Genomic DNA, 25,659 nt, shown 5'->3' with positions numbered 1-25,659 from the left:
GCTCCTCTCATGGCTTCTCGGTCGCCCCGAAGAGCCTTCTCACCAGCCCCACCTCAGGCTGACGCAGGTTAGTCTGGACCTCAAGCTGCGCCAGCGCCCCATTCAGCCTCGCCAGATTCGCCCCGAGCTCCGATATCGCCCGTTCATCCTTCTCCACGTGGGCGTTGAAATCGTCCCGCAGGAGGGCGAGGAGCCCGGCGAGTTCGCCCAGCGCCGCCACGATCTCGCCGCCTTGCGCCGTGACGCCGGTTGCGGCGACGACGGCGGAGTGGGTCGAAGGCCCTTCCCCTTCACCTCCCCCCCAGAAGTGCTGCTCGAAATCGAGATCCCCCACCACGTCGCGCGCCATCTCCAGGGTGATTTCCCGCACCTCCTCCGCAAAAGCGGAGAGCATGAGGAAGTCGCAGATGATGTTGATGAGCCTCGGGATCCCCCTGCTGTACTGGTACACGAGATCGAGCGTCTCCCGCGGAAAGATCAGCGCCTCGCGGTTCCCCGCGACCTCCATGCGGTGCAGGACGTACTCTGTCATCTCCTCGCGGCCGAGCGCCTTCAGGTGGCAGTTGATGCTGATCCGCTGCCTCAGCTGCAAAAGCTCGGGCGCCGCGAGCGTCTCGCGCAACTCGGGCTGCCCCACCAGGACGATCTGCAGGAGCTTTCCATGGGCGCTCTCCAGGTTCGAGAGCATGCGGATGTCTTCCAGAAGATCCGCCTCGAGATTCTGCGCCTCGTCGATGATGAGGATCGGCTGGTGCCCAGCGGCATACTGCTCCAGGAGGAAATCGTTCAGGTCGCGCATGAGCGACACCCTGTCCTTCCCCGCCACCGGAAGGCCGAAGTCGTCGTTTATCATCGCAAGGAGCTGCTCCGCGGTCACGCGCGTGTTGAATATCTTCGAAAGGGTGACGTTGGCGTACCCCTTGTTCAGGATGTCTCGGATGAGGGTGGTCTTCCCTGACCCGACGTCGCCGGTGAGGAGAATGAACCCGGCCCGCTCCCTGATGCCGTAATCGAGATAGATAAGAGCCTTGCGGTGCGAGCGGCTCAGGTAGATGAACTCCGGGTCGGGCACCAGTTCGAACGGTTTTTTTCGCAGGCCGAAGAATGCCTCGTACATGGGAACTCCTGCATTACGGGAAAGGAGCGGAAGAGTCTGTGCGCCGGAAGCTCGCACGCGATCCCCGCCTTGCTACAACAAGGTCACTCGGTGCGCTCGTACCCCTGATAGTACGAGTAACGGCTGTCGGTGCCGTCGACGGCGGCCGCGTTGTACACCGTCCCGAGGATCGGGCATCCCTTCAGGGACTCCACCGCCTCCCTGATGTTTGCCTGCGAGGCCAGGCGCTCCATGACAACGAAGAGAACCCCGTCCACGAGATGCGCCAGCGAGCGCGACTCCGCAAAGGGGAGTACCGGCGGGGTGTCGATTATTATGTAGCGGTCCGGATAGCGGTTCTTCAGCTCCGCGATGACCGCCTTGTTGTGCTGCGACGAAAAGAGCTCCGCCGGGTTGTCCACCTGCGACCCCGCCCTGATGACGGAGAGCTTCCCGATCCCCGTGGGAACGATCGTCTCCCCGATCTGCGCCTTGCCGGTCAGGACGTCGGCAAGCCCCACCCCCTGCTCCACGTTGAGGTAGCGGTGCACCGAGGGGCGGCGCAGGTCCGCGTCCACCAGGAGCACCGTGTGATCGAGCTCCTGGGAGAGGCTGACGGCGAGATTGAGCGCGGTGAGGCTTTTCCCCTCGCACGGCACGGAGCTCGTCACCATGATCGTGTTGCGGAACACCTCGCCGGTGGTCATCTTCACCAGCGCCGACTTGAGCTTCCGGTATTCCTCGGCCGTTGCCGAGTGCGGGTCGTGCAGGTTCACGAGGAACGGGTCCGTCGGCGACAGTACCCCGTATTGCGCTGACGCTGCCGCAGGTCTCTTCGGTGGAGCCGCTGCGGGGTGAGGCGCTGCAGCCGGCTCGCCCGCCACCTCCCGCTCCTGCCGGAGCCGGGCAGCCTTTTCCATCGCCACTTCGATTCTGCTCATAGCTACCTCACATCTGGCGGCCGCCTAATGCGACCCGCCGGCGTAAACCTTGTCCAGTGCCCGGTCCATGTAGGTAAGATTCAGTACCTCCATCGCCGGGAAGACGAGCATCAGCATGAAGTAGACCCCCGCGAGGCAGAAGATGCGGCGGCTGCGCTTCTTCCTTGCCGCAACCTGCACCGGGTCGGTCATGCGGGGGATCACCGCGAGGACCGGCAAGCCGAGCTCTTTCACGAACTCCACGTCTTTTGCGGAGGTGTCGAGCTGGTCGAGGAGGAAGAGGATGCCGAAGCTCCCGGCAAGCCCCCCAATCATCCCCAGCAGCATGATCTTCAGGCGATCCGGGCTGGACGGCTTCACCGGGAGGACTGCCGGATCGACGACGCGGAAGGTGGTGGACTTGTCCTGCACCTCCATCTGCTTCGAGACCTCCGACTGGCCGTGGCGGGAGAAGAGCTGGTCGTAGATCGCCTTCTGGTTCTTCTTTTCCAGCTCGAGCTTTTCCAGCCCCGCTTTCGCCGTCGGTATCGACTGCAGGATCCTCCTGTTGTTCGCCACGTAGCGCCTGAGCCCTTCCTCGGTCACCTTTATCGCATCTATCTCCGACTCTATCTTCGCGAGTTCCTGCGGTTCCAGAGGCTGCGCCTCCGCTCCCTTGCGAGCCCTCAGCTGCTCCCTTACCGTCTCGATGTCGCTCCGTACGCTGACGACCTCGGGGTAGCTGTCGGTGTACTGCACCCGCAGATCATCGAGGCGTTTTTGCAGGGCGGAGAGCTTCGCCTGCAGGGGGTCGTTCGATTTTCTCGTCACCTGGCGCATCCCTTCCAACTGGCGGCGCCTGAGCTGCAGGTCATAGAGCTTTTGCTGGGCGGTGTTGATCTCCTCGAAGAGCTTCCCCTCGTCGATGGAAATGATGCCGCCGTTGTCCCTTTTGTAGGCGTTAACCTCTGCCTCGGCCTTCTCCAGCTTCTCGTTGAAGGTGTCGATCTGCTCCGAGAGGAACTTCGTGGCGTCGTACGACTCGCCGCGCTTGGAGGAGATGTTCTCCTCGATGTAGAGGCGCACGAGGGTGTTCACGAAGTCCCTGGCCACTCGGGGGTTCTGGTCCAGAAAGGAGATGGTGAAGAGATTCTTGTCTTTTACCTTCACCGTGGTGTTTTTCTGCAGCGTCTTGATGAGCGCTTCCATCTCCGTCTGGTTCTTGCTGAGGTTCATGTCCAGACTGTCGATGACCTTCGTGAGAAGGGTGCGGCTGGTGATTGCATAGGTAAGGACGTTGATGGTGTCTTCCATGGAGGGGGTCACGGTGATCCCCTTCACCAGCTCGCTGATCACGTTCTTCTCGATGAATACGGTGCTCGTCGCCTGGTACTTCCTCGGGAGGACGAAGCTCACCGCAAACGCGAGCGTCATGATGAGAAGCGCGACGACCACGAACCGCTCTTTGTGGTTTAGTACCAGCTGCAGGTACTTTTTGTAGTCCATTTCGGAAGACTGCATGGGACACCTCGTGGAGGAACCGCTATCTCTGTACGTTTTCCAGCTCATGAACGTTCCGGAGGGCGCACCCTCCGCCGTTTCTAGAAGAAACTCTCCTTCACCATCACGTAATCCCCCGCCTTCAGCTCGATGTTCTGGCTGAGATCCCCTTCCTTGAAGAGGCGCTTTGCCTTTACGTCGAAGGAGAGGGCGTCCTTTCCGCTCTTTCTCTTTACCTGCACGTCGTTTTGGTCGGCGAACTTGGTGAAGCCCCCCGCCTCGAGGATCGCCTCCATCACCTTCATACCCTCGCGGTACTCGATCGCCTTCGGGGCATTCACGGCGCCGAGAACGTAGACGCTCTTGTCCAGAAGGACCGGGAGAAAGAGGGCGTCGCCGGTCTCGAGAAGGAGATCCTCCTGCACGTCGCCGCCGACGAAGAGTTTCTGCAGGTTGCTCTTCACCTTCTGCCCGTTTCGCAAAAGGTAGGCGCGGTTCAGATCCGCCCCCTTCAGGTCGGAGAGGATGCACAGAAGCTGCAGGAGCGAGGTGCGCCGGGAAAGCTCGTACACTGTGGACTTCACGCCGCCGCCAAAGATGTACACCTTGCTGTTCGTTATCTCCTTCACGGTGACCGTCACTATCGGGTTCTTCACGAGCTCCTTCAGCCTGTCCGCGAGTGAGGTCTGCAGCTTGCTCGGGGTCATGCCGCTGGCGACGACCTCGCCGAGCCCGGGGACGGTGATCTTTCCGTCGGGGCGGACCTTCACCGCGAAGTTGAGCTCCTTCACCCCCCATACGGAGATGTCCAGACTGTCACCCTCGCCGATGACGTAGTCGACGGCAAAGGAAGCGGCCGGTACCATCAGAAAAATCACCAGGATCGCCAGCATCAGTTTCAGCTTCATGGCCTTCTCCTTCTTCGAAAAAAGAGCGTCGCGTCGTTTGCGGAAGGGGACAGCGTGCGGAAGGGGACAAGTTTGCGCAAGGGGACAGGCACCTTCTAACGAAGGAGCCAGTCCCCCCAACTCAGTCCCCCCACGGGGCGATCACCTGCCGCCGCGCCCGAAGAGCACCACCTTTACCGTCTCGAATATGATCTGCGAGTCGAGCAGCAGCGAAAGGTTCTTTATGTAGTAGAGGTCGTAGCGCAGTTTCTCCACCGCGTCTTCCACGGTCGCTCCGTAGGGGTAGCGCACCTGCGCCCAGCCGGTCAGCCCCGGCTTTATGCTGTGCCGTTTGGAGTAGTAAAAAATCTCCTTCTTCAGGGATTCCACAAACTCCGGCCGCTCCGGACGCGGCCCGATGAAGCTCATGTCCCCCCTGAGGACGTTGTAGAGCTGGGGCAGTTCGTCTATGCGGGAGTTCCTGAGGATGCGCCCGACCCGGGTCACCCGCGCGTCGTTCTTTGACGCCCATACCGCGCCGTTTCTCTCCGCGTCCTGGGTCATGCTCCTGAATTTGTACAGCATGAAGGGCTTTTCGCCACTCCCCACCCTCACCTGCTGGAAAAAGACGGGACCGCGGGAGTCGAGCTTTATGGCCAAGGCGATGAAGGGGAAGAGAGGCGCGCTCAGCACGATTCCTATCAGAGAGAGGAAGATGTCGAAGCAGCGCTTGTAAATCGCTATGAGGGCGGTCCTGCGAAAGCCGCTGGAGAAGATGATCCAGCTCGGCGTCATCTGCTCCAGAAGGAGCTTCCCCTGCACGATCTCGTAAAAGGTGGGGGCGTCGACCACCTCTATCCCGTTCAGCTTGCAGCGCATCATCTCCTGCAGCGGCAGGACCCCCCGCTTCTCCGCCAGGGCGACGACGATCATGCCGACCTTGTGCTTGCGCGCCGTCTCCAGGAGGTCCCCTTCCTTTCTGATGATCTGCGCCTGGAAGAGGTGGGGCTGGTGCACCGTCTCCTCCGGGTGTTCCTTCTCCCGGCACTCAAGAAAGCCGGCGAGGGCGAAGGCGCCGCACTGGGAGGTTAGGAGCCCCCCGAGCTGGCAGGCGAGATCCCCGGTCCCGAGAATGAGGACGCGCTGTGCGAAGGGGGAGCGGCGCGCCTCCGAATCGGAGATGGCATGCCACACGAACTGAAAGATGATAAAAAGCGCCAGTGCAAAAAAGAGGAGCCCCCTGCCGAGCATGACGGAAGGGTCGAGGTAGTACACCACCGAAAGGAGGAAGAAGGCGGCGCCCCCTCCTTGCAGGGAGGCGATGAAGATCTCCCTCTTGCGGCTTTCCCTCGGGAGGTTGTAGACCTCCATGAGGTGCGACGAAAGAAGCACGACGGTTACAAAAATGCCGCAGGCCTTGATGCCGTGATCGGCCTGCCACTCCTCGGGCATGGCCAGGGTGCCAAAGCGCAGCACCAGCGCCGCCATTAGGGCGGCAATGGCAAGAAGCGCGTCAGACAGCAACATCAGGGCAAAGCGCAGATCCATGAGCGGTTACTCCCTCCAGTAGACGAGCCTCGCGCCCGCCTGCGCAAGAGCGCTACTTCTTTACCTGTGCCAGTAACGTCCGGGCAGCGGGTGTGTCGGCGCACTCCCCAAGGGAGAGGCACTGCGCCAGCGCCTGCTGCGCCTTCGCTTTGTTGCCGCTCTGATGGTAGGCGAGCCCCAGGTGGTATTTCACGGTCGGATCGGAGGGCATGAGGGTCGCCGCACGCTCGAGGGCCTTTATGGAGTCGGGGTAGCGGCCGTTTTTCAGAAGTGCATAACCAAGGGTGTCGAGCACCCCCGCATCTCCCGGCTGCAGCTTGAAAGCGGTGATCGCCAGCCGGAGCGCTTCTTCCTTCTTGCCGTATCCGTCGGCGTAGAGGTAGGCGAGATTGTTGAGCGCCGGAACATAGCTCTCGCCGTGATCCACGATCGCCCGATACCTCGCCACCGCCTCCTTCTTCTTTCCGGTGGCGTCCAGAAGTGACGCGACGGCAAATTGCGCGGGAACCGAGTCCGGTTTTACCTTCAGAGCCTCCTGATAGTAGGCGGCCGCCGACGTGAAATCCTTCTTCGCCTGATGAAGCCTCCCGAGCATGAGGCGCGCCTCCACACTCTTCGGATCCGCCTTTACCGCCTTGTTCGCCTCTGCTATGGCGGAGTTCAGATCGTTCACCCCCTGGTACACCGAAGCAAGAAGGAGATACCCTTGCGCTCCCCCCGGGTGTTTGGCGATCAGTCTCCCTGCCTCGTCGATCGCTTTTGCTCCGTTGCGGGCAGCGACATAGGCGGAAATCTTCAGTGCTATACCTTTCTCCTGGTCGAGGGCTTCCACCTCGTCGAATACTTTAATAGCCTTGCTCGTCTCCTTCTGGGAGAGAAGTATCCGCCCTTTCGCCTCCAGGAGAGGTACCACCCGGTTGTTCTGCTTCAGTGCGTCATCGATGGCCGAGAGCGCCTTTTGCGGAGCCCCCTTCTTCTGATGGTAACCCGCGAGGGCGAGGATCCCTTCCGGAGCGTTTGTCTCCGCAGCTTTCTGATAATAGCGCAGGGCCTCGGCGTCCTTGCCGCTGACCTCGCTGAGAGTCGCGATGCCGAGGAGACCCCGCATGTTTTTCGGATCTTTCTTCAGAAGCTCGCCCAGTTCGGCGATGGCGCGCGGGTAATCGCCGGAGGCGGCGTAGTAGCCGGCAAGGTTGTGGTAGGAGGCAGGAAAGGAGGGGTCGACCCGCTTGGCATTCTCCAGCGCCTTCACCCCCTCGGCCTTCTGTCCGCCAGAAAACTGGAGTGCGGCAACGGCGTTGTAAAGGGGCGCATCCCCCTTCCCGCCGTTCAGCCCTGCCTGCAGCACCGAGAGCGCCTTCGCGCTCTTCCCCTGCCTCTGGTAGTAGGAGGCCAGGAGGAGACGGGTGTTGAGGACGTTCGGTGCCGCCTGCACGGCTGTGGCAAGCTCCGTTTCCCCCTCTTCATTCTTCCCTCTGCTGAAGTAGAAGTACCCTTTTTTAAGATGCGCGGTGACGAGCTTCGGATCGAGCTGCGTGGCACGGTTCAGCTCGCGCATCGCCTCGTTGAACATCCCCTGGGACATGTAGGCTGTGCCGAGCAGGTTGTGGGCGACTGCATCGGAATCGTCGGCGGCGATGACCCTCTTGATTTCCGTGATGGCGTCTTCCGTCCTTTTCTGGGCAAGGAGGGTTTCTGCTGTCATGAGCCTCGCCTGGCGCGAGGTGGGGACCCGGTCGAGGATGATCCTGAACTGGCTGAGGGCGTTTTCCAGCTCCCCCTTGTTGTAGTAGCAAAGCCCGAGGAAGTGGTACCCCTCGAGGGTCGGGGAGAGCTTGAGGGACTGCTGCAGGGAGGCCATCGCCTCCGTGTAGTTTTTGCGGTAGAAACTGACGAGCCCCTTCAGGCGGTAGCCGTCCCCCTTCTTGGGGTACTTCTTGATCATGTCGTCAGCCGCGGCATCGGCCTTGGCGAGGTCCCGTTTTTCCAGGTTCAGGAGACCGAGCTTGTACTGTGCATTGATCTGGTTCTCGTCCAGCTGCACTATTTTCTGATAGATGGCAGCCGCGGCGTCGCTGTTACCGAGCCGCTTCTCGAGCGTAGCCATGAGGTAGAGAGCCTTGAAGTTGCGCGGCTCGGACTGGAGGACTTCGGTGAGGAGGGATTTCGCTTTTGCCGCATCTCCCGCGGCGAAGGTGACAGAAGCGAGCTCTAGCTTGGTGGTGCTCCGTTTCGGATCGGCGGCCAGCGCCTGCAGGAGGTAGTTTTGCGCTTCCGGATACTTCTTGCGCACCGCGCAGGAGATGCCGAGCGCCTCGAGCCCCTCGACATTCCCCGGGTGCTTGGCGAGGTACTGCTCCGCGAGGGCAGCCGCCTCGTCACCCTTTCCCGACGCATTCTTCACCCGCGCGAGTTCAAGCAGGACGTCGTCGCGGGAGGGGTTCTGGCTCAGGACCTTCTGGAACTCCTTTTCCGCCTGCTCGTTTTTGCCGAGCGCCGCGTACGCCTTTCCCAGTTCGAAGCGGGCATCGCTGAAGTTCGCGTCCTTTTCCAGCGCGTTCTTGAAGAACACCACCGCAGCGGCCGGGTTCGATTCCTTGAGCTTTTTTACCCCTTCTGCGTACAGCGCCTCTTTGGTCTTGCTTCCGCAAGCGGTGCAGGTCAGCAAGATGAGCAGCATTATCGTAAGGAACTTCATCGCGGGTCCCCCCTTGGCGATAACGGAACAGGGCCAACAGCCAACAGTGAATAATTTGACATTAATGTTGATGTCGGATTTCTTAACAGAACGCTTTCTAATTTTCAACACAAATATTCAACTAGCTCTTATGAAAGGTACCATTTAATGCAGAATGGCGGCTATTTGGAGCCACCGTTCCTCTCCGATACAGCTCCCAGGAAGGGTCGGGAGCCGCAGGCGGTGAATCTAGTACAGGCCCAGGTCACTCGAAATTAATAATCTCCCCCTTAGCTCTCTTATTTCGTTGTCTCACTGTCGATTTTTTTTACACCGCATTCAATGCGGTAATGTCGTGCTGTCTGAACCCACTTTCTCCTTCGGGATAGAGACTCAGGCTGACCGACGTGTTGTGAGGGCTGTTGGTCCAGATACTCGCCCTCATGAGGTGGCAGACGGAGTGGCGCATCTTTCGCGTGTCGGATTTCATTACACACTCTCTGGCTGCGACAAGCAGTTCGTCGCCACTTCGGCCTGTTACAGAACAGGCACGGCGGTTGCATTAAGGGGAAATAACTTTTTGTTCCATGCATTTTTTAAATACAAAAGGAGGAAGAGATGAAAAGGACACTGGCATTGATGGCACTTGTTACAACTCTCACCGCTGGCAGCGCGTTCGCGTTGCCATACAACGACAGGCCCGGGGATGTGGTTCCCGGTGCATCTTCTGCGGGTGGTGAACTTTCCCTCCAGCAGATTCTGAACGCCAAGGTCAAGGGCCCCAACAATACCGAGAACTTCTATAATGCGGTAACTAGCCAGTCGACGGCCGCTCTCTGGAAGAGTGTGGACGCCAACAGTTCCACCTTTCTGGTAAGCCTCTACACCGCGCATTCCAATGGCAAGCTCGGCATCTACTCCCAGAACGGGCAGGAGCATTTCCTGATCGACCGTAGCCAGGCAAGTCCTGGTACCGCCGCAACCTTCTCCATTGTGAACGGAGACCTCTGCGACACAGACGACAACGTTCTGGTGCCAAACTTTGGCAACGTCTTTGGCTTTTTCTGGCTCGATACCGTCGAACAATTTAAGTCGTACACCGAAGACGACAAGAACACCACCCCCGCTCTTTCCTCTGTGAGGGCTCTGACCTATCAACTGCTGGACGGCTCTTCGGTTACACGTATGACTAAATCCGGCACGACGACAGAGCCGATGGACGGCGGCGATGACTGGATCATCGCATTTGAAGATCACCCGTACGGCGACTATGACTACAACGACACAGTCTTCCTGATGAAGGACATCTCCGCAGTTCCGGAGCCGGGCACCATGATGCTGCTGGGCGCGGGGTTCCTCGGCCTTGCCATCTACGGGAAGCGCCGCAAGAATGCCTAGGCTGATCGCATAGAATAATAACAAGAAAGGGCGACACCGCCTCGTGTCGCCCTTTTTTTTCATCGATTTCCCAGTTGTCCGCGCCGCCCGCTCGACGGGACGCAAATGATGTGCTACTAACACTTTATGACTAAAACAGCCGCCAGAGTATCCGGCTTCAACTACGCGATCATATCTCGCACCCTCCCCTTCGCCCTCTTCATGGCTTTCATCGCCGTCGATGAGAGCGTGCGCTTTACCGGCAGCCACGGGTGGCTCAGCCTTCCTCCTGGGACACTGTACTACCTCTACCCGCTCAAGGCATTTTCCGTCGCGGCACTTCTCTATCTATACCGGAATCACTACCCTGAGTTGCGCCTCAGAGATCTCCTCGACAGGCGCGTGTCGCTGGCCTCCTGCATCGTCGGGGTTGTCACCTTCATCCTCTGGATTTACCTCGACTGGACCGTCTCCGTGGTCGGAGGTCCCGCGGGATTCGATCCGGCACTCCTGCCGGAAGGCGCGATCCGGTTTGCGATGACTGCGGTACGCGTGGCAGGCGCAGTCCTCGTGGTACCTGTCATGGAAGAGCTCTTCTGGCGCTCTTTCCTGCTCCGGTACATTGTCGACCCCGACTTCGAGTCCGTCCCCATCGGCCGCTTCACCTGGACGTCCTTTGCAGTCTCCAGCCTTCTCTTCGGGCTGGAGCACCACCTTTTCGTTGCCGGTGTCACTGCTGGAATAATTTACAACGTCCTCCTGTACAAAACCCGCAGCCTCGCCCAATGCGTCCTCGCCCACGCCGTCACAAACCTCGCCCTCGCCGGCTACGTGCTCCTGACCCATAACTGGTGGCTTTGGTAGACTTCAGCGCCACGTTATACCAATCTGCCATCGGCCACCTCGCCGGACTTCAACATTCTCCGCCAAAAGTTTACGCTGCAGAGAATCCTGACGTCTCAGTTCCGGCCCCACCCTGACGACCTTTTCCTGAACAGTCGCCCATGCCGCCCCAACCATCAAAGAAGCACGTCATGTGAGGCATTTGGCGAGCCCCCTATCGATCCGCCTAGGTCCATCGACCTGCGGATCCGCCAGGTCTGCGCCAGTTCGGGTTGTTGGCCCCTAAACGCAGGAAGGGGCGGCGCCTTGCTGGCCCGCCCCTTCCTGTTCCTCTTCAAACTCTACGACAACCGTCGATCGCCCAACATCTTTCACCACAACTAGGTTTCGAGGAACGGAAACGGATTACGCATTATTTCTGCGGCGTTTTCCACAGACCGCGAGGCCGAGAAATCCTGCTCCGAGCAGCATCATGGTTCCTGGTTCCGGGACGGGAGCCGACTCTTCGTGCGAACCATTTACAACGAAGACAGCGGTTTGGATATCAAATTCGTGGCTGCCTGGCGCCCGATGGAAGTAAAAATCTATCATGCCATTTGTACTTAAATCCGAAAGTGTAGCTGCTGGCAAAGGTAACAGGACGTTTTCACTCGGCTTGGAAAAATTAACCGTTCCAGTAATGACGTTGTTCACGAAGACTTCAAAAGTTGCAGTTCCATTATTGTTGTTCCCACTGTTGGTATAGTCGAGTGAGAAAAATGCTGAAGTGAGTGAGTCTACGCCTGGTACGTAGTTCGGTACAAGATTTGTGAGATCCAGACTGTAATGAGTGTCCCAAACGGGGCTCCCAAACGATGCCGTCCATTGGGTCGGGGATGCGTTAGCTATACCAGCCAACGCCAGTAATGCAACAGCAATGACTATGACGCTCCTGAGTTTGCTCTTTGACCATTTCATTGTCCACCTCCAAGGGGTTGTTTAATGGCTCTGCATAAGCACAATTTATGCCGAGGTGGATTTTCGAACTTAATACACCGAAATAAATGCATTTTCAGACCACATCATGTGGCATCCTTTTAGGGACTGTAAAGTAATCAGACAGAACAGACGCAACAATGCGTCCACACTGTAAAGAATTCCGACACCTTATCCGCCACCTGGTCGTGATGCGCCTACAAGGTCAGGAAGCATTCGGGTACGAAATTCCGGCAGTGCGGAGCTGATCAGCGAGCCGACAAGAAATCAGACGATGGAACCTACGCGTGGTTTCGCAGGGCCAGCTCCGAGGGGTGCGGGGAGAGGTAGTACTGACGCAAGAGATAGCTCTGGTCGTACTTGAGGCAGTAATGCTTCAAAAGGGTGATGGGGACGATCAGCGGCACCAGCTTTTCATGATACTGCCTGATTATCTCGAGGAGCTCAGCCTTTTCCATGGCGCTCAGCTCCTTCTTGAAATATCCCATGATGTGGGAAAGGACGTTCGTGTTTTTTGGCACCGTCGCCTGATGGGCCATGGCGGACATGAGGAGCTCCTCGTAGCGCCGGAAGAGCTCCGGCTGCTCGATCCCCTTGCCGGTCGCCACGAGACTCCCCATCTCGCGGTAGATGCTCGGGCTGTGCGCCATGATGAGCAGCTTGTGGTTGGAATGGAATTCGACCAGGCCGCCAAAGGTGGGTCTGCTTTTCAGAAAGGTCTTCCAGCGCGAGTAGGTGAAAACGCTCTCGATGAAATTCTCGCGCAGGTCGGGGTCATTGAGCCGCCCCTCCTCCTCGACCGGCAGGAGGGGAAATGCCTTCACCACGGCAGCTGCAAAGAGTCCGCGGCCGTTCTTGCTGGGCATGCCGCTGTTGTACACCTTCACGCGGTGGAGTCCGGAGCTTGGTGAATCCTTTTTGAAGATGAAGCCGCAGAGCTCCTCCCGGGCCAGCAGGCGGATCTTGTCGTCGCAGAAGGAGGTCATCTGCTCCGTCTTGTCCACCCTGGTGCGTTGCGTCATCAGGCGCGGAGAGGCGGGATCCCCTTCCAGCCGCATCGCCTCGCGCGGAATCGGCATGCCGCACTCCACCTCCGGACAGACCGGGACAAAGGTGAAGAAGCGGCCAAGGATGTCGGTGAGATACGGATCGCGCTTGTGGCCACCATCGTAGCGTACGCGCTCCCCTAAAAGACAGGTGCTGATGCCGACCTTTATAACCGTATCCATAGCCGATTCCTCTACCGCTGATCCGCAGGGTGCGAAACCAATCGCGCCTTTCGGCAGGCTCAGTGCGAACGGGTGGACCATTGATTGTTTCAGGACCGGCCGGGCCGGAGAAAGGATTCCTACCCTTTCGCCTGCAACGCTTCCCGCCCCGGCTCTTCCATCAGCCCATCCACTATATTAATAATAGCGTCTGCGCGGTTCAGCGTATAGAGATGCACCCCCGGCACCCCGGCAGCAAGGAGGTCCTGAGCCTGCTTCCTTGCGTGTGCCACGCCGACCTCCAGGACTGCGTCCGCGCCGCCGCGCCGATCAGCCTCCTCGAGCTGGGCCATGAACTCCGCGGGAATGGTGGACCCGCAGAGCGATGCGATGCGCTGGACTACCTTCAGGCTCACCACCGGGAGTATCCCGGGGACGATCGGCTTGGTGATACCGATGGCGCGCGCACGTTTGACGAAATCGAAGTAGAGGGAGTTGTCGAAGAAGAGCTGGGTGATCACGAAGTCCCCCCCCTCATCGAGCTTCAGCTTCAGGTACTCCAGGTCTTTCGCGGCGCTCTCGGCCTCCGGGTGCGTTTCGGGGTAGCCGGCGACGCCGATGCAGAAGTCGGGACGGGAGGCACGGATAAAGGCGGTGAGATCGGAGGCGTGCAGCAGCGTGCGACAGACGGAGAACTCGGGGGGCGCGTCCTTAGGGCGGTCGCCGCGCATGGCGAGGACGTTGTACACCTCTGCCTCGGCAAGATCGTCGAGGAACTTCTCCAGTGCGCCGCGATACGCACCGATGCAGGTAAGGTGCGCCATCGTCTCCAGGCCGTGCTCCTTCTTGAGGCGGGTCACGATCTCCAGCGTGTCGCGCTGGGTGCTCCCCCCTGCCCCGTAGGTGACGGAGGCAAAGAGCGGCTCGAGGCGTGAAAGCCTGTCGGCGACCTCGAAGAAAGCCGGCCAGTCGGCGCGCTCCTTCGGCGGGAAAAACTCCAGGGAAAAGAACTGCTTGCCCTCATTTATCTTGTCGATGATCCTCATCGAAAACCTCCAGAACAATATCGGCGGAGAAGGCACCGACATGTCGGCTCCACCCTGCGCGCGAACGGTATACACAATGCCATAACAACACCCGAAAATAAACTTTTTTTAGCACGCAGCCGTAGAATCCGTACAGAAATTACCCCGCCGTCGCAGGCGGAAAAAGGGATTGCCGCGCCGGCGGCAAAGATGGTATAAAAGAAGCGCCTTGAAACCACAGGGACCCCTCCCTGTGGTTTTTCATTTTTTCAGAAGGAGACAAAGCACAGGATGATCAGCGCATCGAACGTCACCCTCGCCTACGGCAAAAGGGTGCTCTTTAAGGACGTCAATATAAAGTTTCTGCCCGGGAACTGCTACGGGCTCATCGGCGCCAACGGCGCCGGCAAGTCGACCTTTCTGAAGATCCTTTCCGGCGAGATCGAAGCGGACAAGGGAGAGATCATCGTCGGGCCGCGCGAGAGGATCGCCGTCCTCAAGCAGGACCAGTTCGCCTTTGACGAGTATACCGTTTTCGACACCGTCATCATGGGGCACGCGAAGCTGCACCAGATCATGACCGAGCGCGACGCGATCTACTCCAAGGAGGAGTTTACCGAAGAAGACGGCATCCGCTCCGCCGAGCTCGAGGCGGAATTCGCCGAGATGAACGGCTACGAGGCGGAATCCGAAGCCGCCGTCCTCCTGAACGGCCTCGGCATCACCGAGGAGATGCGCACAAAGAAGATGAAGGAGCTGGAAGGTGGCGAAAAGGTGCGGGTGCTTCTGGCCCAGGCCCTCTTCGGCAACCCAGACGTCCTTCTTCTGGACGAGCCTACCAACCACCTCGACCTGAAGTCGATCGCCTGGCTGGAGGAGTTCCTGTACCGCTTCCAGAACACGGTCATCGTGGTCTCCCACGACCGCCACTTCCTGAACCAGGTCTGCACCCACATCGCCGACATCGACTTCAGCCGCATCCAAGTGTACGTGGGGAACTACGACTTCTGGTACCAGGCGAGCCAGCTACAGCTGAAGCAGCGCCAGGACGAAAACCGGAAGGTAACGGACAAGGCGAACGAACTGAAGGAGTTCATCCAGCGCTTCAGCTCCAACGCCTCGAAGGCAAAGCAGGCGACCTCGAGGAAGAAGCTTCTGGAGAAGCTCACCCTGGAAGACATGCCGGTCTCCTCCCGCAAGTACCCGTACGTGGTGTTCAAGCCGGAGCGTCCCTGCGGCGACATCATCCTTGAAGTGAAGGGGCTCAGCAAGGAAGTCGAGGGTGTGCAGCTCTTCAAGGACCTCGACCTTACCGTCAGGAAAGGGGACAAGATCGCCTTCATCGGCGGGAACTCCCTTGCCAAGACCACCCTTTTCCAGATCCTCGCAGGAGAGCTGGAGCCGGACGCCGGTACCTTCCGCTGGGGGGTCACCATCACCAACGCCTACTTCCCTAAGGAGAACGGCGAGTACTTCAAGAATGACCTCAACCTCATCGAGTGGCTCGGCCAGTACTCCCCCCCGACCGAAGGGGAGAGCTTCGCCCGCGGCTTCCTGGGGCGCATGCTCTTTTCCGGGGAAGAGGCGATGAAGAAGACGAGCGTTCTTTCCGGTGGAGAGCGGGTTCGCTGCATGCTTTCGAGGATGATGCTGACCGGCGCGAACGCGCTGATCCTCGACGAGCCGACGAACCACCTCGATCTTGAATCGATCACCGCGCTCAACAACGGGCTGATCGCCTTCAATGAAGTGGTTCTCTTCGCCTCCCACGACCACGAGTTCGTCTCGACGGTGGCAAACAGGATCGTGGAGATCACGCCCAAGGGGATCATCGACCGGATCATGGGCTTTGACGACTACCTGGAGAGCGCCGAAGTAGTGGCCGCACGCGAGGCGCTGTGCGAGGGACACGCGGAGTTGAGCCTGTAGGGTCTCAGTGGTAGCTACGCAAAAAGGGCGCAGGGGAAATAATTTCCTCTGCGCCCTTTCTTTTGTGTGATACCTCGTTCCCAAGCTCCAGCTTGGGAATGCATGTGCCCGCGAGGTTCTGCCTCGCCAAGACGGGGATTGCCGGCGCGGATGCAAAGCTGGAGCTTTGCGCCCAAGCCCGTTCCCAAGGTGACCTTGGGAACGAGATTCAAAATGCCGGGAATGTCTGCGACTTATCCCGGCCTACATTACATCACCTATCACCATGCGACCATGTAGGCCGGAATAAGCGAAGCGTTTCCGGCAGACTCTTCCCGCTACGCCACCCGCAGCACGATCTTTCCGAAGTGCCCGCTCTCCTCCATGAGGGCGTGCGCCTCTCTCACCTGCTCCAGCGGAAAGACCTGGTGGACTATCGGCACCACGGTGCGATCCGCCAGCTTCGGAAGCGCCCGCTCGGCAAAGAGCGCCACTATATCCCCCTTCTCGGCTACTGGCCGCGCCCGCAGCACGCTCCCGATGATCTGCTGCCTCTTCACCATCATCATTGCCAGATTGAGCTCCCCCGTTATCCCCGACGTCACCCCTATCACCACCAGTCGCCCCTTCACGGCCAGCGAATTCATGTTTGACGAGAAGTATTTCGCCCCGATGTGGTCGAGGATGACATCTACCCCCTTCTTCCCGGTGTACTCCTTTATGACCTCCGCAAAATCGCTTTCACGGTAGTTGATCACCAGGTCGGCGCCGAGCTCTTTTACCCGCTCCACCTTCCCGGGGGAAGCGGTCACAATGAGCCTGCTGGAGGGAACGAGCGCTCGGCAGAGCTGGATAGCGGCCGTGTTGACTCCGCCTCCGCCTCCATGCAGGAGGGCTGTCTCCCCCTCTTTCAGCGCGCCGAGAACGAGGACGTTTAGAAAAGCAGTGATATAGGTCTCGCAGACGCAGGCGGCTTCCTCGAAGCTCATGGTCTCGGGAATCCGCATCAGGTGATTCGCATAGGGGGTGGCATATTCCGCATACCCCCCTCCGCCGACGAGTGACATCACCCGGTCCCCCGGCTGCCACGCGCTGACGCCGGGGCCGACCTCTTCGACGATGCCGGCCACCTCCAGCCCGAGAATCTCCGACTCCCCCGGCGGCGGAGGGTACTTCCCTTCCCGCTGCACCAGGTCCGGCCGGTTCACCGAGGTTGCCATCACCCGCACCAGAACCTGATTCTCCTTCGGAGCCGGTTTCGGCGCATCCCCTACCCTCAGCACTTCCCTGCCGCCAAATCCCTCCATCAGCACAGCCTTCATCGCACCCTCCTTGATAGCAGCAATAACACATTACTCACAGCCGGCCGAAGTGGGCGGTCTGCAGCTCGATCAAACAACGCGTTCATTGAAACTTGATGGCGACCCCTTTGCCGTACATCTCGCTGGTCGGAAAGAGGTAGTAGCTGTCCATCTCCACCCGCACCTCCGGGAAAATAACGGCGTCGGCGCTAATGCGGGCCGCCTCCTGGCGCAGGGACTCGTACACCCACGCATAATCTTCCGGGCTTACATCGGAAGAGGAACCGTACCGTTTTCGGTGAACCTCCAGCACCCCGAGCTTTTGCCAAGGGCGCAGGAGTTCCTCCTGGGTGAGGATGGGGGGCAGCTCCTTCTTGGCCACGGGAGCCGTCGAGCACCCCGCGGCGAGCAGCAAAGTGCACAGAGATAGCAAGAAGAACCTCATGATTTTCCACCCGTTCCCGGTAGCGCTCATTTCGTCTCCCGAGGGGCTAAAGCCGCCCCAGTCCTGAATTCCGCTACAGTTTAGCCACCATTTTCCCACTTTACAACTCTTCTTTGGCCATGCTAGTATTCCCCGTTTTCACAAAACCTCTCGAAAGGAAGTCGCTTATGTCAGGTCATAATAAATGGAGCACCATCAAACATAAGAAGGGAGCTGCTGACGCCAAAAGAGGGAAGATCTTCACCAAAATCATCAAGGAGATCACCGTCGCAGCGAAAATCGGAGGTGGGGACCCGGACGGCAACCCGCGTCTCAGGACCGCCATCGACAAGGCGAAGGCCGAAAACATGCCGAAGGACAACGTCGAGCGCGCCATCAAGAAAGGTGTGGGCGGGCTCGAGGGCACCAACTACGAGGAGACGACCTACGAAGGGTACGGCCCCGGCGGTACCGCGGTTCTGGTGGAGGTCATGACCGACAACCGCAACCGCACCGTTTCCGAAGTCAGGAGTATCTTCACCAAGTGCAACGGCAACATGGGGGAGGCCGGCTGCGTCGCCTGGCTCTTCGACAAGAAAGGCCTCATGATCTTCCCGGAAGGGACCGACTTTGACAAGCTCTTCGAAGCCGCCATCGAGGCAGGCGCCGACGACGTCACCGACGAAGGGGACCAGATCGAGGTCCTCACCGACCCCTCCTCTTTCAACGCTGTGAAGGAAGCGCTGGAGAAGGCAGGCTTCAAGCCGGAGTCCGCAGAAGTTACCATGATCCCGCAGACTCAGGTAAAGCTGGAAGGAAAGCAGGCGGAGAACATGCTGAAACTCATGGAGCGCATGGAAGACTGCGACGACGTACAAAACGTCTACGCGAACTTCGACATCGCCGAAGAGGAAATGGAAAAACTGATGTAGCCAGAGAAAGAGCGTGAGCCGCAAAGGCGCAAAGAACCAGACGGATCAAGGCACGACGGCAGTCTCGGGCGGCGGCAACGGCGCCTCCTCAGCTTTTCGTGCCGCATTGGCCCGCTGGCACTCTTTGCGCCTTTTGCATTTCTACTTCTTTCCGTCAGGGGGGCACATTGATAATTTTAGGAATTGATCCCGGCTCCCGGATCACCGGTTACGGCCTCATCTCCAAGCAGGGGAACCGCCTGATCCATCTGGACAACGGCGCCATCTTCACCCAGAGTGCGAAGGAGTTCCCGGAGCGCTTGGCGAAGATCTACAGCGGGCTCAGCGTCATCATCGATGAGTTCAAGCCGGACGCGGTCGCGGTGGAAAACGTTTTTCTGGCGAAGAACGCGCAGAGCGCCCTCAAGCTCGGGCAGGCGCGGGGGGCAGCGATCGTCGCGGCCGTATCGGCGGGGCTGCCGGTCTTTGAATATACTGCCCTCCAGGTAAAGCAGGCGGTGGTGGGAACCGGGCGGGCCGAGAAGGTACAGGTGCAGCAGATGATCAAGGCGCTCCTGAACCTCCCGGAGATCGCCCAGGAGGACGCCTCGGACTCCCTGGCCGTTGCGATCTGCCACGCGCACTCCTCGGCGATGAATGCGATCAGGATGAGAGCTTGATGCACCCCATCCCCACCGTGCCGTTGTAGGCCGGAATAAGCGTAGCGTTTCCGGCATTCGCTGGTGCTTGGCTGCGGCTGTGGTGGACCGCCGGGAACGCCTGGCGGCTTATCCCGGCCTACATTGACGCCCGGCTCAACCCTATCCCCACCCTGTCCCTTGAAACGGAGGGGAGGTATGGCTGCGGGTTCCGAAGAAATCGGCGACTTCTGCATGCCGAACTTACCCGCACATCCGCTTCGGCATGCCGAAGTTGGACCACGCATCTCGCAACAAGGAGAAGCAGTCATGATCGCTCTGCTCACCGGCAAAATAGCCCACAAGTCTCCGGACTTCATCATCCTCGACGTCAACGGTGTCGGGTACCGGGTGCAGATCCCCTTCTCCACCTACTACGCTCTCCCTGCCGAGGGGGGCGCCGTGTCGTTGCAGATCCACACCTCCGTGAAGGAAGATGCGATAAACCTGTACGGCTTCCGCACCCAGGAGGAGAAGGAGCTCTTTCAGCTCCTCATCGGCGTCTCCGGGGTCGGGCCGAAGCTGGCAAATGGCATCCTCTCCAACAGTGAACCTGCGGAGCTCGCGGAGAGCCTCGTGCGGGGCGATCTGGCGCGACTCTCCGCTATCCCCGGTATCGGAAAGAAGACGGCGGAGCGACTCGTTCTGGAGCTGAAGGAGAAGATCAAGAAGCTCGGCTTTGCCGCTCCGCACCAGGAGGCGGCGCCGGTGGCGGCATCGCAGGAAGTGCGCGACGACGTGGTCTCCGCCCTCATCAATCTCGGCTACAAAGAGGCAGTGGTACAAAAAGCCCTCGCGGAGCTGAAGATCGGCTCCGATGCAACCGTGGAAGGAACGCTGAAGGCCGCGCTCAAAATCCTAATGAAGTAGCCCCGGCACACCCCCTTGGTCTCAAGCAGAGTTTGACTCGTTCCCAAGCTCCAGCTTGGGGACGCCATTGCCCGCCAGGCTCAGCCTCGCCACCCGCGCGAACCTTGATCAGCCGCTGGCGCGGATGCAAAGCTGGAGCTTTGCCCCAAAGTGCGTTCCGAAGATGACCTTGGGAACGAGCATCCGAGCATCCAAGGCAAATCCCCCTGGTCCCCCCTTCGCAAAGGGGGAACGTACCAGCTTCGCGTCCGCCTTGGAGCGGCACATTCTGTTGGTTCTTCGCAATTCCTACAAGAACCCCTCCTTTGCGCCCTTTGCGTCTTTGCGCCCCCCCGATTCCGACGCTTTTTCGCGCACCTTGCGTCTCCGCTCGCCGCTTGACCTTTCCCGCCAACTGTTATACCTTACGTCGTCCGCAGCATCGCAACCGCACCTTGGAGATGTATGACCCGCACCATTTCCCCCCACAAAACTGAAGAAGACCTCTTCGAATCAAGCCTCAGACCGCGGGCGCTGAACGATTACGTGGGGCAGGAGAAGGCAAAGTCAAACCTCGCCCTCTTCATCGACGCGGCACGCGGCAGGAGCGAGGCGCTCGACCACGTCCTCCTCTACGGCCCTCCCGGGCTCGGGAAGACCACGCTGGCAAACATCATCGCCTGCGAGATGGGGGTCAACATCAAGTCCACCTCGGGCCCCGTTATCGAGCGTCCCGGCGACCTCGCCGCGATCCTTACGAACCTGGAGCAGCACGACGTCCTCTTCATCGACGAGATCCACCGTCTCTCCCATGTGGTGGAGGAGATCCTCTACCCCGCCATGGAGGACTTCCAGCTCGATATCATCATCGGCCAGGGGCCGAGCGCCCGTACCATCAAGCTCGATCTCCCGAAATTCACCCTCGTCGGGGCCACCACCCGCGCCGGCCTCCTCTCCTCCCCCCTCAGGGATCGTTTCGGTGTCATCTCGCGCCTCGAGTTCTACACCGACGAGGAGCTCGCCTTCATCGTCACACGGTCTGCACGCATTCTCGGCATGGGTATCGAGCCGGAGGGGGCGATGGAGCTCGCGCGCCGAAGCCGCGGCACGCCGAGGATCGCCAACCGCCTCTTGAGACGGGTGCGGGACTTCGCACAGGTCCGTGCGGACGGCGTCATCACCCGCGAGGTTGCGGATCAGGCGCTCTCCCTTCTGGAGATCGACGACATGGGGTTCGACCAGATGGACCGCATGATTCTCCTCACCATCATCGACAAGTTCGGCGGCGGGCCGGTGGGACTCGACACGGTGGCGGCCGCCATCAGCGAGGAGAGCGACACCATCGAGGACGTGTACGAGCCGTTCCTCATCCAGAACGGATTTCTCAACCGCACCCCCCGCGGGCGCGTCGCGACTGCTGCGGCCTACCACCACTTTGGCAGGATCGCACCGGAATCACCGCAGGGCAGGCTCTTTTAGGTCATGCAGCTCATCTTCGATTTTCCCGTCACCCCGCGCTACAGCTTTGAGAACTTTGTCGTCTGCGATGGCAACAAGGCCGCCTACCGCTTTGCCGAAAAGCTCGCCTTCGGCGACGGCACGGAAAATCTCCTCTACCTGTACGGCCCGCAAGGTTCCGGAAAGACGCACCTCCTCACCGCCCTTTGCGGCGCCATCGACGGCGAGTACCTTTCCTTCGCTGAGAAGCCGGTCTGGAGTGCCCGAGGCGAGGAGGGACCGACCCTCACCGACACCTTCAGTGAAGCAAAAGCGCTCGTGCTGGACGACCTGCATCTCCTTCCGGACAGCCAGGACCTGCGGGTGGAGATATGGGAGCTCTTCAACGCCTTCTATACGTCGGGGAGAAAGATTGCCATCTCAGGGCTGACGCCGCCGAAGGAGCTTCCGCACCTCGACGGCCATCTGACCAGCAGGCTGCTGTGGGGATTGGTGGCGGCGATGGATGTGTCGAGCGACAGTTCGCGCCGGATGATTCTTCAAAAGCTTGCCAAGGACCGCCAGATGGTCCTTCCTGAGGAGGTGAGCGAAGAGATACTGCTGCGGGTGCGCCGTGACGTCCCTTCCCTCATATACGCGCTGGAGTCGATCAACCGCCATGCCATCGCCACGAAGAGGAAAGTGGGGCTGCGCCTGGCGAAGGAAGCGCTGGGGCTCCCCGCCTGACCTGATTCGGGAATCTCTGAAACGGCAAGGGAGGGACCGAGCCCTCCCTCACCTACTCTTCTGCTTTACATTACCCGGCCTTTTTAAGCTCCAGCTCTTCCCACCGTGCGTAGCTCGCAGCAAGCTCCGCCTCGACCGCGCTGTAGCGCGCGGAGATCGCCCCTATCCCACCCTCGACAGTTGCGTACGAGGCAGGGTCCGCCAGCATCGCCTCCACCTCGCCGAGCTCCTGTTCCAGAACGCCGATCCGCTCCTCAACCCGCTCCAGCTCGTTTCGCTCCGCAAAGGTCAGTCCCTTCTTCGGCTTTTCCACCTTTTTCGCCGGGACATCCTTCTTTTCGTTGCGGCTCTCGCTCGCGGCGATGCGCAGCGCCTCCCTGCGCTCGCGGTAGTTGGAGTAGTTCCCCTCGTGGAAGGTCACCACCCCTTCCCCTTCGAAGGCAAGGACGCCGGTGGCGACCTTGTCGAGGAAGAACCGGTCGTGCGTCACCATGAGGACGCAGCCGGGGAAGGAGGCAAGCGAGGCGTCGAGAAGCTGCAGCGTCGGGATATCGAGGTCGTTCGTCGGCTCGTCCAGGATGAGGAGGTTCGAGTCCTGCAGCATGAGCCTTGCCAGGATGAGCCGGCTCTTCTCCCCTCCGGAGAGACTGCCGATCGGGCGCCTGCGGTCCTCCGGGGAAAAGAGGAATTCCTCCAGGTAACCGATCTTGTGCCGCTTCTCGCCGCGGCAGCTCACGTAGTCGCCGTCGCCAAAGAAGTCGTACACCGTCTGCGCCGGGTCGATGACCTCGCGGAGCTGGTCGAAGTAGGAGATGCGCGTCTTTTTCCCCACCGTCACCTGCCCGTTGTCCGGGGTTTCCTCCCCCATGATCATGCGGATGAGAGTTGTCTTGCCGCAGCCGTTCGGCCCGATGACGCCGACCCTGTCGCCCCGCTTCATCCCGAAGGTGACCCCGCTGATGAGGTTCCTCTCGCCGAACCCCTTCACAACGCCGTCCAGCTCCAGGATGGTGCCGCCGAGTCCCTCCTCGGTGGAGAAGCCTATCTTCAGCTCCCGGCGTGCCCCCCCCGCCGTGGCCTCCTGCAGATCCTCGTAGCGGCCGATGCGCGCCTTCTGCTTCGTGCTGCGCGCCTTCGGGCCGCGACGCATCCAGGCGGTCTCGATCCTCAGGAGGTTCAGGAGGCGCGAGCGCGTCTTCGCCTCGTTCTGGAGCCGCTCCTCGCGCTGCTCGAGGTACAGGGTGTATCCGCCGGGGTAGGAAGTGACGGCGCCATCCTCCAGCTCCAGCATCCTGGTGACGACTTCGTCGAGGAAGTAGCGGTCGTGGGTGATCAGCACCACCGCGCCCGGGTATCCCTTCAGATGATCCTGAAGCCACTGCGTGGTGTCCGCATCGAGGTGGTTCGTCGGCTCGTCCAGGAGCAGGAGCTCAGGGGCCTGCAAAAGGAGCCTTGCCAGCGCGACGCGGCGCTTCGTACCCCCCGAGAGTGTGCCGATGCGTTGCGCCGGATCGGGGAGGTTCAGGTGGGTCATCATCTCGCGCACGCGGTGATCGGTGTTCCACCCGCCGTGATGCTCGATCCAGACGGAAAGCTCACCCTGGCGCTCCAGAAGGCGCTCCATGTCCGCGGGACTCTTCCCCATCTTCTCCGACAGCTCGTGGAAGGCGGCGATGGCGCGGCGGATCTCGGTGAGACCACCCTCGATCTCGGCGGCGACAGTGGAATCCTCGTCGAGCACCGGCTCCTGGCTAAGATACCCGACCGATGCGCCGCGCTTCATGACAATGGCGCCGCTGTCGCGGTCCTCCACGCCGCCGAGGATGGTAAGGAGCGTCGACTTTCCGGCGCCGTTGGCACCGATCAGCCCCACCCGCTCGTCCTCGCCGATGGCGAAGGTGACATTATTGAGAAGCTCGCGCGAACCGAAGCTCTTGGAGAGTCCGGAGACATCTACTACGTTCATGGGTACTCCGTTTGGGAATGAGTTGCTCTGGAGGGATCAGGCGATCGGCCGGTCGGGCAGCAGAAGGAAATCCTAGTTCCCGATCTGCAAAAAGTCCGTAAGCTTCCCGAACAGAAAGGCCGGGCGGTACTTCTGGGGAACCACGTAGCTTCCTTTTTTCAACACAGGTACGGTCATCAGCCCCATCGGCGTGTCGAGCTCGAGCCCCGCCTTCAGGTCGTACGGCACGCCGTCCGGATCGGGCTTTCTCTTCAGGATCTCCCACATGTCGCTGAACGCCACCCGCACGGGAATGCGCACGTCCGTGACCTCCTTGGCGGGGAAGCTTATCTCTTCGCGGGCGCCCCCCTTGGCGACAGGCAAGGCCATGACCCTCAGGTCGTAGTTGTACCCCTGAAGCTTCACGTCGAAGCTGTTTTTGTTCTCAACGGTGAGGTACAGCTCCATGCCGGCACCGGCTCCATCGAGCGAGACGACATTCAAATCCTTGACAGTGACCGTGGGATCCTTGAAGAAGGCCGTGCACCCTCCGGTAAAAAGAAATAGCACGAGCAGCAGACAGAACAGTTTTTTCAACTTCGCCTCCAAAAACGTATAGTGGGCGGGCGCCTTTTCGGCAACCCGCCCACTATAACACACACCCCGAATGAAGCTCAAAGACTATCCGCGCGGCGCCAGGTCCATGCCACCCGCCTCCTGCATTTCCCGGACCATCTCGTGACGGACCTTTATGTCGTCCAGTTCACGAAGAAGCTCCTGACGGAATAGCCTGCGCTTCACTTCGTACACCCGGGCAGCCGGTCCGCTGCCGCAATAGAGCCTTTTGGCCCTGTTTAAGTTTCCTTTGGCGTCGCGCAGCTTCACATAAAGCTCGCGGACAGCAGCTTCGGCACACTTCTCGTCGTCGCGCATTTCGTGCGGGCGAAAGCCGTGGCTGATGGCCCTGTCAGGCATCAGTTGCCAGACCCCGAGGGCACCCCTGCTGGAGACAGCCCTGGAGGAGAGCTTGTGCCCGCCTGTCTCGGCGAGTGCTATCTCGGCCAGGTCCATCGGTGTCAAAAGGGTGCCTTCTGTCTTCTGGTAGCAGAGCTCAGCAAGCCAGCGAGCTCTTCTTGGTGTGGTCCGGCGGGCAAATGCCGCAGATATTGCAGATACCTGCTTCTTTCTTTCCTCGAGAGCCAGGTCTTTCGGTTGAGCCTTCTGCTCCACAGCGGCGGGTAACGGTGTGGTCTCTGCAGGACCAGGCAACGCTTGCAGCTCCCTGACGAGGACCGGCGAAATGGGGGCCGCAGGAGCGTGTGCCTGTTGCAGATGGCTCTGGTCGCACGACGTGGTGGAGAAAACCACCGCTACAAGCAACAG

At 60.1% G+C, this 25,659-nt stretch carries 22 protein-coding genes; 8 read left to right on the top strand and 14 right to left on the bottom strand.

Features of this window, described 5'->3' with window-relative positions:
- Positions 1-7: 7 nt before the first annotated feature.
- The 6 genes from LPW11_RS14515 to prsT form a co-directional block, all read right to left on the bottom strand.
- Positions 8-1,117 (bottom strand): XrtA/PEP-CTERM system-associated ATPase, encoded by a 1,110-nt coding sequence (locus LPW11_RS14515; RefSeq protein WP_230994591.1) that lies wholly within the window; start codon positions 1,115-1,117, stop codon positions 8-10.
- Positions 1,118-1,200: 83 nt separating this feature from the next.
- Positions 1,201-2,037, bottom strand: coding sequence for an XrtA-associated tyrosine autokinase (locus LPW11_RS14510; RefSeq protein ID WP_230994590.1), 837 nt, complete (start codon positions 2,035-2,037; stop codon positions 1,201-1,203).
- A 24-nt stretch (positions 2,038-2,061) separates the two neighbouring features.
- A complete protein-coding gene (locus tag LPW11_RS14505) occupies positions 2,062-3,537 on the bottom strand; it encodes an XrtA system polysaccharide chain length determinant (RefSeq protein ID WP_230994589.1) in 1,476 nt (491 codons plus the stop codon).
- A gap of 80 nt (positions 3,538-3,617) precedes the next feature.
- The gene (locus tag LPW11_RS14500; protein WP_230994588.1) at positions 3,618-4,424 is read right to left on the bottom strand and encodes a polysaccharide biosynthesis/export family protein; all 807 of its coding nucleotides are present in this window, start codon (positions 4,422-4,424) and stop codon (positions 3,618-3,620) included.
- Between the two features lie 141 nt (positions 4,425-4,565).
- Positions 4,566-5,951, bottom strand: a complete 1,386-nt coding sequence (locus tag LPW11_RS14495) for a TIGR03013 family XrtA/PEP-CTERM system glycosyltransferase (protein ID WP_230994587.1) — start codon at positions 5,949-5,951, stop codon at positions 4,566-4,568.
- Positions 5,952-6,003: 52 nt separating this feature from the next.
- On the bottom strand, positions 6,004-8,649 hold the full coding sequence (gene prsT, locus LPW11_RS14490) for an XrtA/PEP-CTERM system TPR-repeat protein PrsT (protein ID WP_230994586.1): 2,646 nt from the start codon (positions 8,647-8,649) through the stop codon (positions 6,004-6,006).
- A 597-nt stretch (positions 8,650-9,246) separates the two neighbouring features.
- On the opposite strand from prsT, the gene LPW11_RS14485 reads away from it, so the two are divergent.
- Together LPW11_RS14485 and LPW11_RS14480 are read left to right on the top strand one after the other, a co-directional pair.
- Positions 9,247-10,026, top strand: a complete 780-nt coding sequence (locus LPW11_RS14485; protein ID WP_230994585.1) for a PEP-CTERM sorting domain-containing protein — start codon at positions 9,247-9,249, stop codon at positions 10,024-10,026.
- A gap of 126 nt (positions 10,027-10,152) precedes the next feature.
- Positions 10,153-10,869 (top strand): CAAX prenyl protease-related protein, encoded by a 717-nt coding sequence (locus LPW11_RS14480; RefSeq protein ID WP_230994584.1) that lies wholly within the window; start codon positions 10,153-10,155, stop codon positions 10,867-10,869.
- 384 nt (positions 10,870-11,253) lie between these two features.
- On the opposite strand, the gene LPW11_RS14475 is transcribed toward LPW11_RS14480, so the two are convergent.
- From LPW11_RS14475 to metF, 3 genes are all read right to left on the bottom strand, one after another.
- Positions 11,254-11,805 carry a PEP-CTERM sorting domain-containing protein gene (locus LPW11_RS14475; protein ID WP_230994583.1) on the bottom strand — a complete coding sequence of 184 codons (552 nt, stop codon included), beginning with the start codon at positions 11,803-11,805 and terminating at the stop codon, positions 11,254-11,256.
- A 299-nt stretch (positions 11,806-12,104) separates the two neighbouring features.
- Entirely contained in the window at positions 12,105-13,052 is a 948-nt protein-coding gene (locus LPW11_RS14470; RefSeq protein WP_230994582.1) for a YbgA family protein, read from the bottom strand.
- 119 nt (positions 13,053-13,171) lie between these two features.
- On the bottom strand, positions 13,172-14,077 hold the full coding sequence (metF, locus tag LPW11_RS14465) for a methylenetetrahydrofolate reductase [NAD(P)H] (protein WP_230994581.1): 906 nt from the start codon (positions 14,075-14,077) through the stop codon (positions 13,172-13,174).
- A gap of 270 nt (positions 14,078-14,347) precedes the next feature.
- On the opposite strand from metF, the gene LPW11_RS14460 reads away from it, so the two are divergent.
- On the top strand, positions 14,348-15,985 hold the full coding sequence (locus tag LPW11_RS14460; RefSeq protein ID WP_230994580.1) for an ABC-F family ATP-binding cassette domain-containing protein: 1,638 nt from the start codon (positions 14,348-14,350) through the stop codon (positions 15,983-15,985).
- A gap of 317 nt (positions 15,986-16,302) precedes the next feature.
- Here the strand turns inward: LPW11_RS14460 and LPW11_RS14455 are convergent, their stop codons facing one another.
- The gene (locus tag LPW11_RS14455) at positions 16,303-17,286 is read right to left on the bottom strand and encodes an NAD(P)H-quinone oxidoreductase (protein WP_230994579.1); all 984 of its coding nucleotides are present in this window, start codon (positions 17,284-17,286) and stop codon (positions 16,303-16,305) included.
- Between the two features lie 82 nt (positions 17,287-17,368).
- Complete coding sequence (locus LPW11_RS14450) at positions 17,369-17,740, bottom strand: hypothetical protein (protein WP_230994578.1); 372 nt, start codon at positions 17,738-17,740, stop codon at positions 17,369-17,371.
- 137 nt (positions 17,741-17,877) lie between these two features.
- On the opposite strand from LPW11_RS14450, the gene LPW11_RS14445 reads away from it, so the two are divergent.
- The 5 genes from LPW11_RS14445 to LPW11_RS14425 all read left to right on the top strand — a co-directional run bounded on the left by LPW11_RS14445 (position 17,878) and on the right by LPW11_RS14425 (position 22,331).
- Positions 17,878-18,621, top strand: coding sequence for a YebC/PmpR family DNA-binding transcriptional regulator (locus LPW11_RS14445; RefSeq protein ID WP_230994577.1), 744 nt, complete (start codon positions 17,878-17,880; stop codon positions 18,619-18,621).
- 167 nt (positions 18,622-18,788) lie between these two features.
- Positions 18,789-19,280: a crossover junction endodeoxyribonuclease RuvC gene (gene ruvC / locus LPW11_RS14440; protein ID WP_230994576.1), complete on the top strand. Its 492-nt coding sequence runs from the start codon at positions 18,789-18,791 to the stop codon at positions 19,278-19,280.
- Positions 19,281-19,568: 288 nt separating this feature from the next.
- Positions 19,569-20,168 (top strand): Holliday junction branch migration protein RuvA, encoded by a 600-nt coding sequence (ruvA, locus tag LPW11_RS14435; protein WP_230994575.1) that lies wholly within the window; start codon positions 19,569-19,571, stop codon positions 20,166-20,168.
- 444 nt (positions 20,169-20,612) lie between these two features.
- Positions 20,613-21,626, top strand: a complete 1,014-nt coding sequence (gene ruvB / locus LPW11_RS14430; RefSeq protein ID WP_230994574.1) for a Holliday junction branch migration DNA helicase RuvB — start codon at positions 20,613-20,615, stop codon at positions 21,624-21,626.
- A 3-nt stretch (positions 21,627-21,629) separates the two neighbouring features.
- Complete coding sequence (locus LPW11_RS14425) at positions 21,630-22,331, top strand: DnaA/Hda family protein (protein WP_230994573.1); 702 nt, start codon at positions 21,630-21,632, stop codon at positions 22,329-22,331.
- Between the two features lie 70 nt (positions 22,332-22,401).
- Here LPW11_RS14425 and LPW11_RS14420 read toward each other — a convergent pair whose 3' ends face one another.
- The 3 genes from LPW11_RS14420 to LPW11_RS14410 all read right to left on the bottom strand — a co-directional run bounded on the left by LPW11_RS14420 (position 22,402) and on the right by LPW11_RS14410 (position 25,656).
- Positions 22,402-24,297: an ABC-F family ATP-binding cassette domain-containing protein gene (locus LPW11_RS14420; protein WP_230994572.1), complete on the bottom strand. Its 1,896-nt coding sequence runs from the start codon at positions 24,295-24,297 to the stop codon at positions 22,402-22,404.
- Positions 24,298-24,369: 72 nt separating this feature from the next.
- A complete protein-coding gene (locus LPW11_RS14415) occupies positions 24,370-24,873 on the bottom strand; it encodes an LEA type 2 family protein (RefSeq protein WP_230994571.1) in 504 nt (167 codons plus the stop codon).
- Between the two features lie 84 nt (positions 24,874-24,957).
- A complete protein-coding gene (locus LPW11_RS14410) occupies positions 24,958-25,656 on the bottom strand; it encodes a lytic transglycosylase (RefSeq protein ID WP_331001569.1) in 699 nt (232 codons plus the stop codon).
- Positions 25,657-25,659: the final 3 nt, after the last annotated feature.

The organism is Geomonas sp. RF6, from assembly GCF_021044625.1.
Lineage (GTDB): Bacteria > Desulfobacterota > Desulfuromonadia > Geobacterales > Geobacteraceae > RF6.
The sequence above is the reverse complement of the archived record's forward strand: the minus strand, read 5'-3'. Positions and strand labels throughout refer to the sequence as shown.

What these genes read in the sequence shown, in the direction of transcription:
- LPW11_RS14515 (WP_230994591.1), bottom strand. Translation starts at nt 1,117, where the DNA reads ATGTACGAGGCATTCTTCGGCCTGCGAAAAAAACCGTTCGAACTGGTG.
- LPW11_RS14510 (WP_230994590.1), bottom strand. Translation starts at nt 2,037, where the DNA reads ATGAGCAGAATCGAAGTGGCGATGGAAAAGGCTGCCCGGCTCCGGCAG.
- LPW11_RS14505 (WP_230994589.1), bottom strand. Translation starts at nt 3,537, where the DNA reads ATGCAGTCTTCCGAAATGGACTACAAAAAGTACCTGCAGCTGGTACTA.
- LPW11_RS14500 (WP_230994588.1), bottom strand. Translation starts at nt 4,424, where the DNA reads ATGAAGCTGAAACTGATGCTGGCGATCCTGGTGATTTTTCTGATGGTA.
- LPW11_RS14495 (WP_230994587.1), bottom strand. Translation starts at nt 5,951, where the DNA reads ATGGATCTGCGCTTTGCCCTGATGTTGCTGTCTGACGCGCTTCTTGCC.
- prsT (WP_230994586.1), bottom strand. Translation starts at nt 8,649, where the DNA reads ATGAAGTTCCTTACGATAATGCTGCTCATCTTGCTGACCTGCACCGCT.
- LPW11_RS14485 (WP_230994585.1), top strand. Translation starts at nt 9,247, where the DNA reads ATGAAAAGGACACTGGCATTGATGGCACTTGTTACAACTCTCACCGCT.
- LPW11_RS14480 (WP_230994584.1), top strand. Translation starts at nt 10,153, where the DNA reads ATGACTAAAACAGCCGCCAGAGTATCCGGCTTCAACTACGCGATCATA.
- LPW11_RS14475 (WP_230994583.1), bottom strand. Translation starts at nt 11,805, where the DNA reads ATGAAATGGTCAAAGAGCAAACTCAGGAGCGTCATAGTCATTGCTGTT.
- LPW11_RS14470 (WP_230994582.1), bottom strand. Translation starts at nt 13,052, where the DNA reads ATGGATACGGTTATAAAGGTCGGCATCAGCACCTGTCTTTTAGGGGAG.
- metF (WP_230994581.1), bottom strand. Translation starts at nt 14,077, where the DNA reads ATGAGGATCATCGACAAGATAAATGAGGGCAAGCAGTTCTTTTCCCTG.
- LPW11_RS14460 (WP_230994580.1), top strand. Translation starts at nt 14,348, where the DNA reads ATGATCAGCGCATCGAACGTCACCCTCGCCTACGGCAAAAGGGTGCTC.
- LPW11_RS14455 (WP_230994579.1), bottom strand. Translation starts at nt 17,286, where the DNA reads ATGAAGGCTGTGCTGATGGAGGGATTTGGCGGCAGGGAAGTGCTGAGG.
- LPW11_RS14450 (WP_230994578.1), bottom strand. Translation starts at nt 17,740, where the DNA reads ATGAGCGCTACCGGGAACGGGTGGAAAATCATGAGGTTCTTCTTGCTA.
- LPW11_RS14445 (WP_230994577.1), top strand. Translation starts at nt 17,878, where the DNA reads ATGTCAGGTCATAATAAATGGAGCACCATCAAACATAAGAAGGGAGCT.
- ruvA (WP_230994575.1), top strand. Translation starts at nt 19,569, where the DNA reads ATGATCGCTCTGCTCACCGGCAAAATAGCCCACAAGTCTCCGGACTTC.
- ruvB (WP_230994574.1), top strand. Translation starts at nt 20,613, where the DNA reads ATGACCCGCACCATTTCCCCCCACAAAACTGAAGAAGACCTCTTCGAA.
- LPW11_RS14425 (WP_230994573.1), top strand. Translation starts at nt 21,630, where the DNA reads ATGCAGCTCATCTTCGATTTTCCCGTCACCCCGCGCTACAGCTTTGAG.
- LPW11_RS14420 (WP_230994572.1), bottom strand. Translation starts at nt 24,297, where the DNA reads ATGAACGTAGTAGATGTCTCCGGACTCTCCAAGAGCTTCGGTTCGCGC.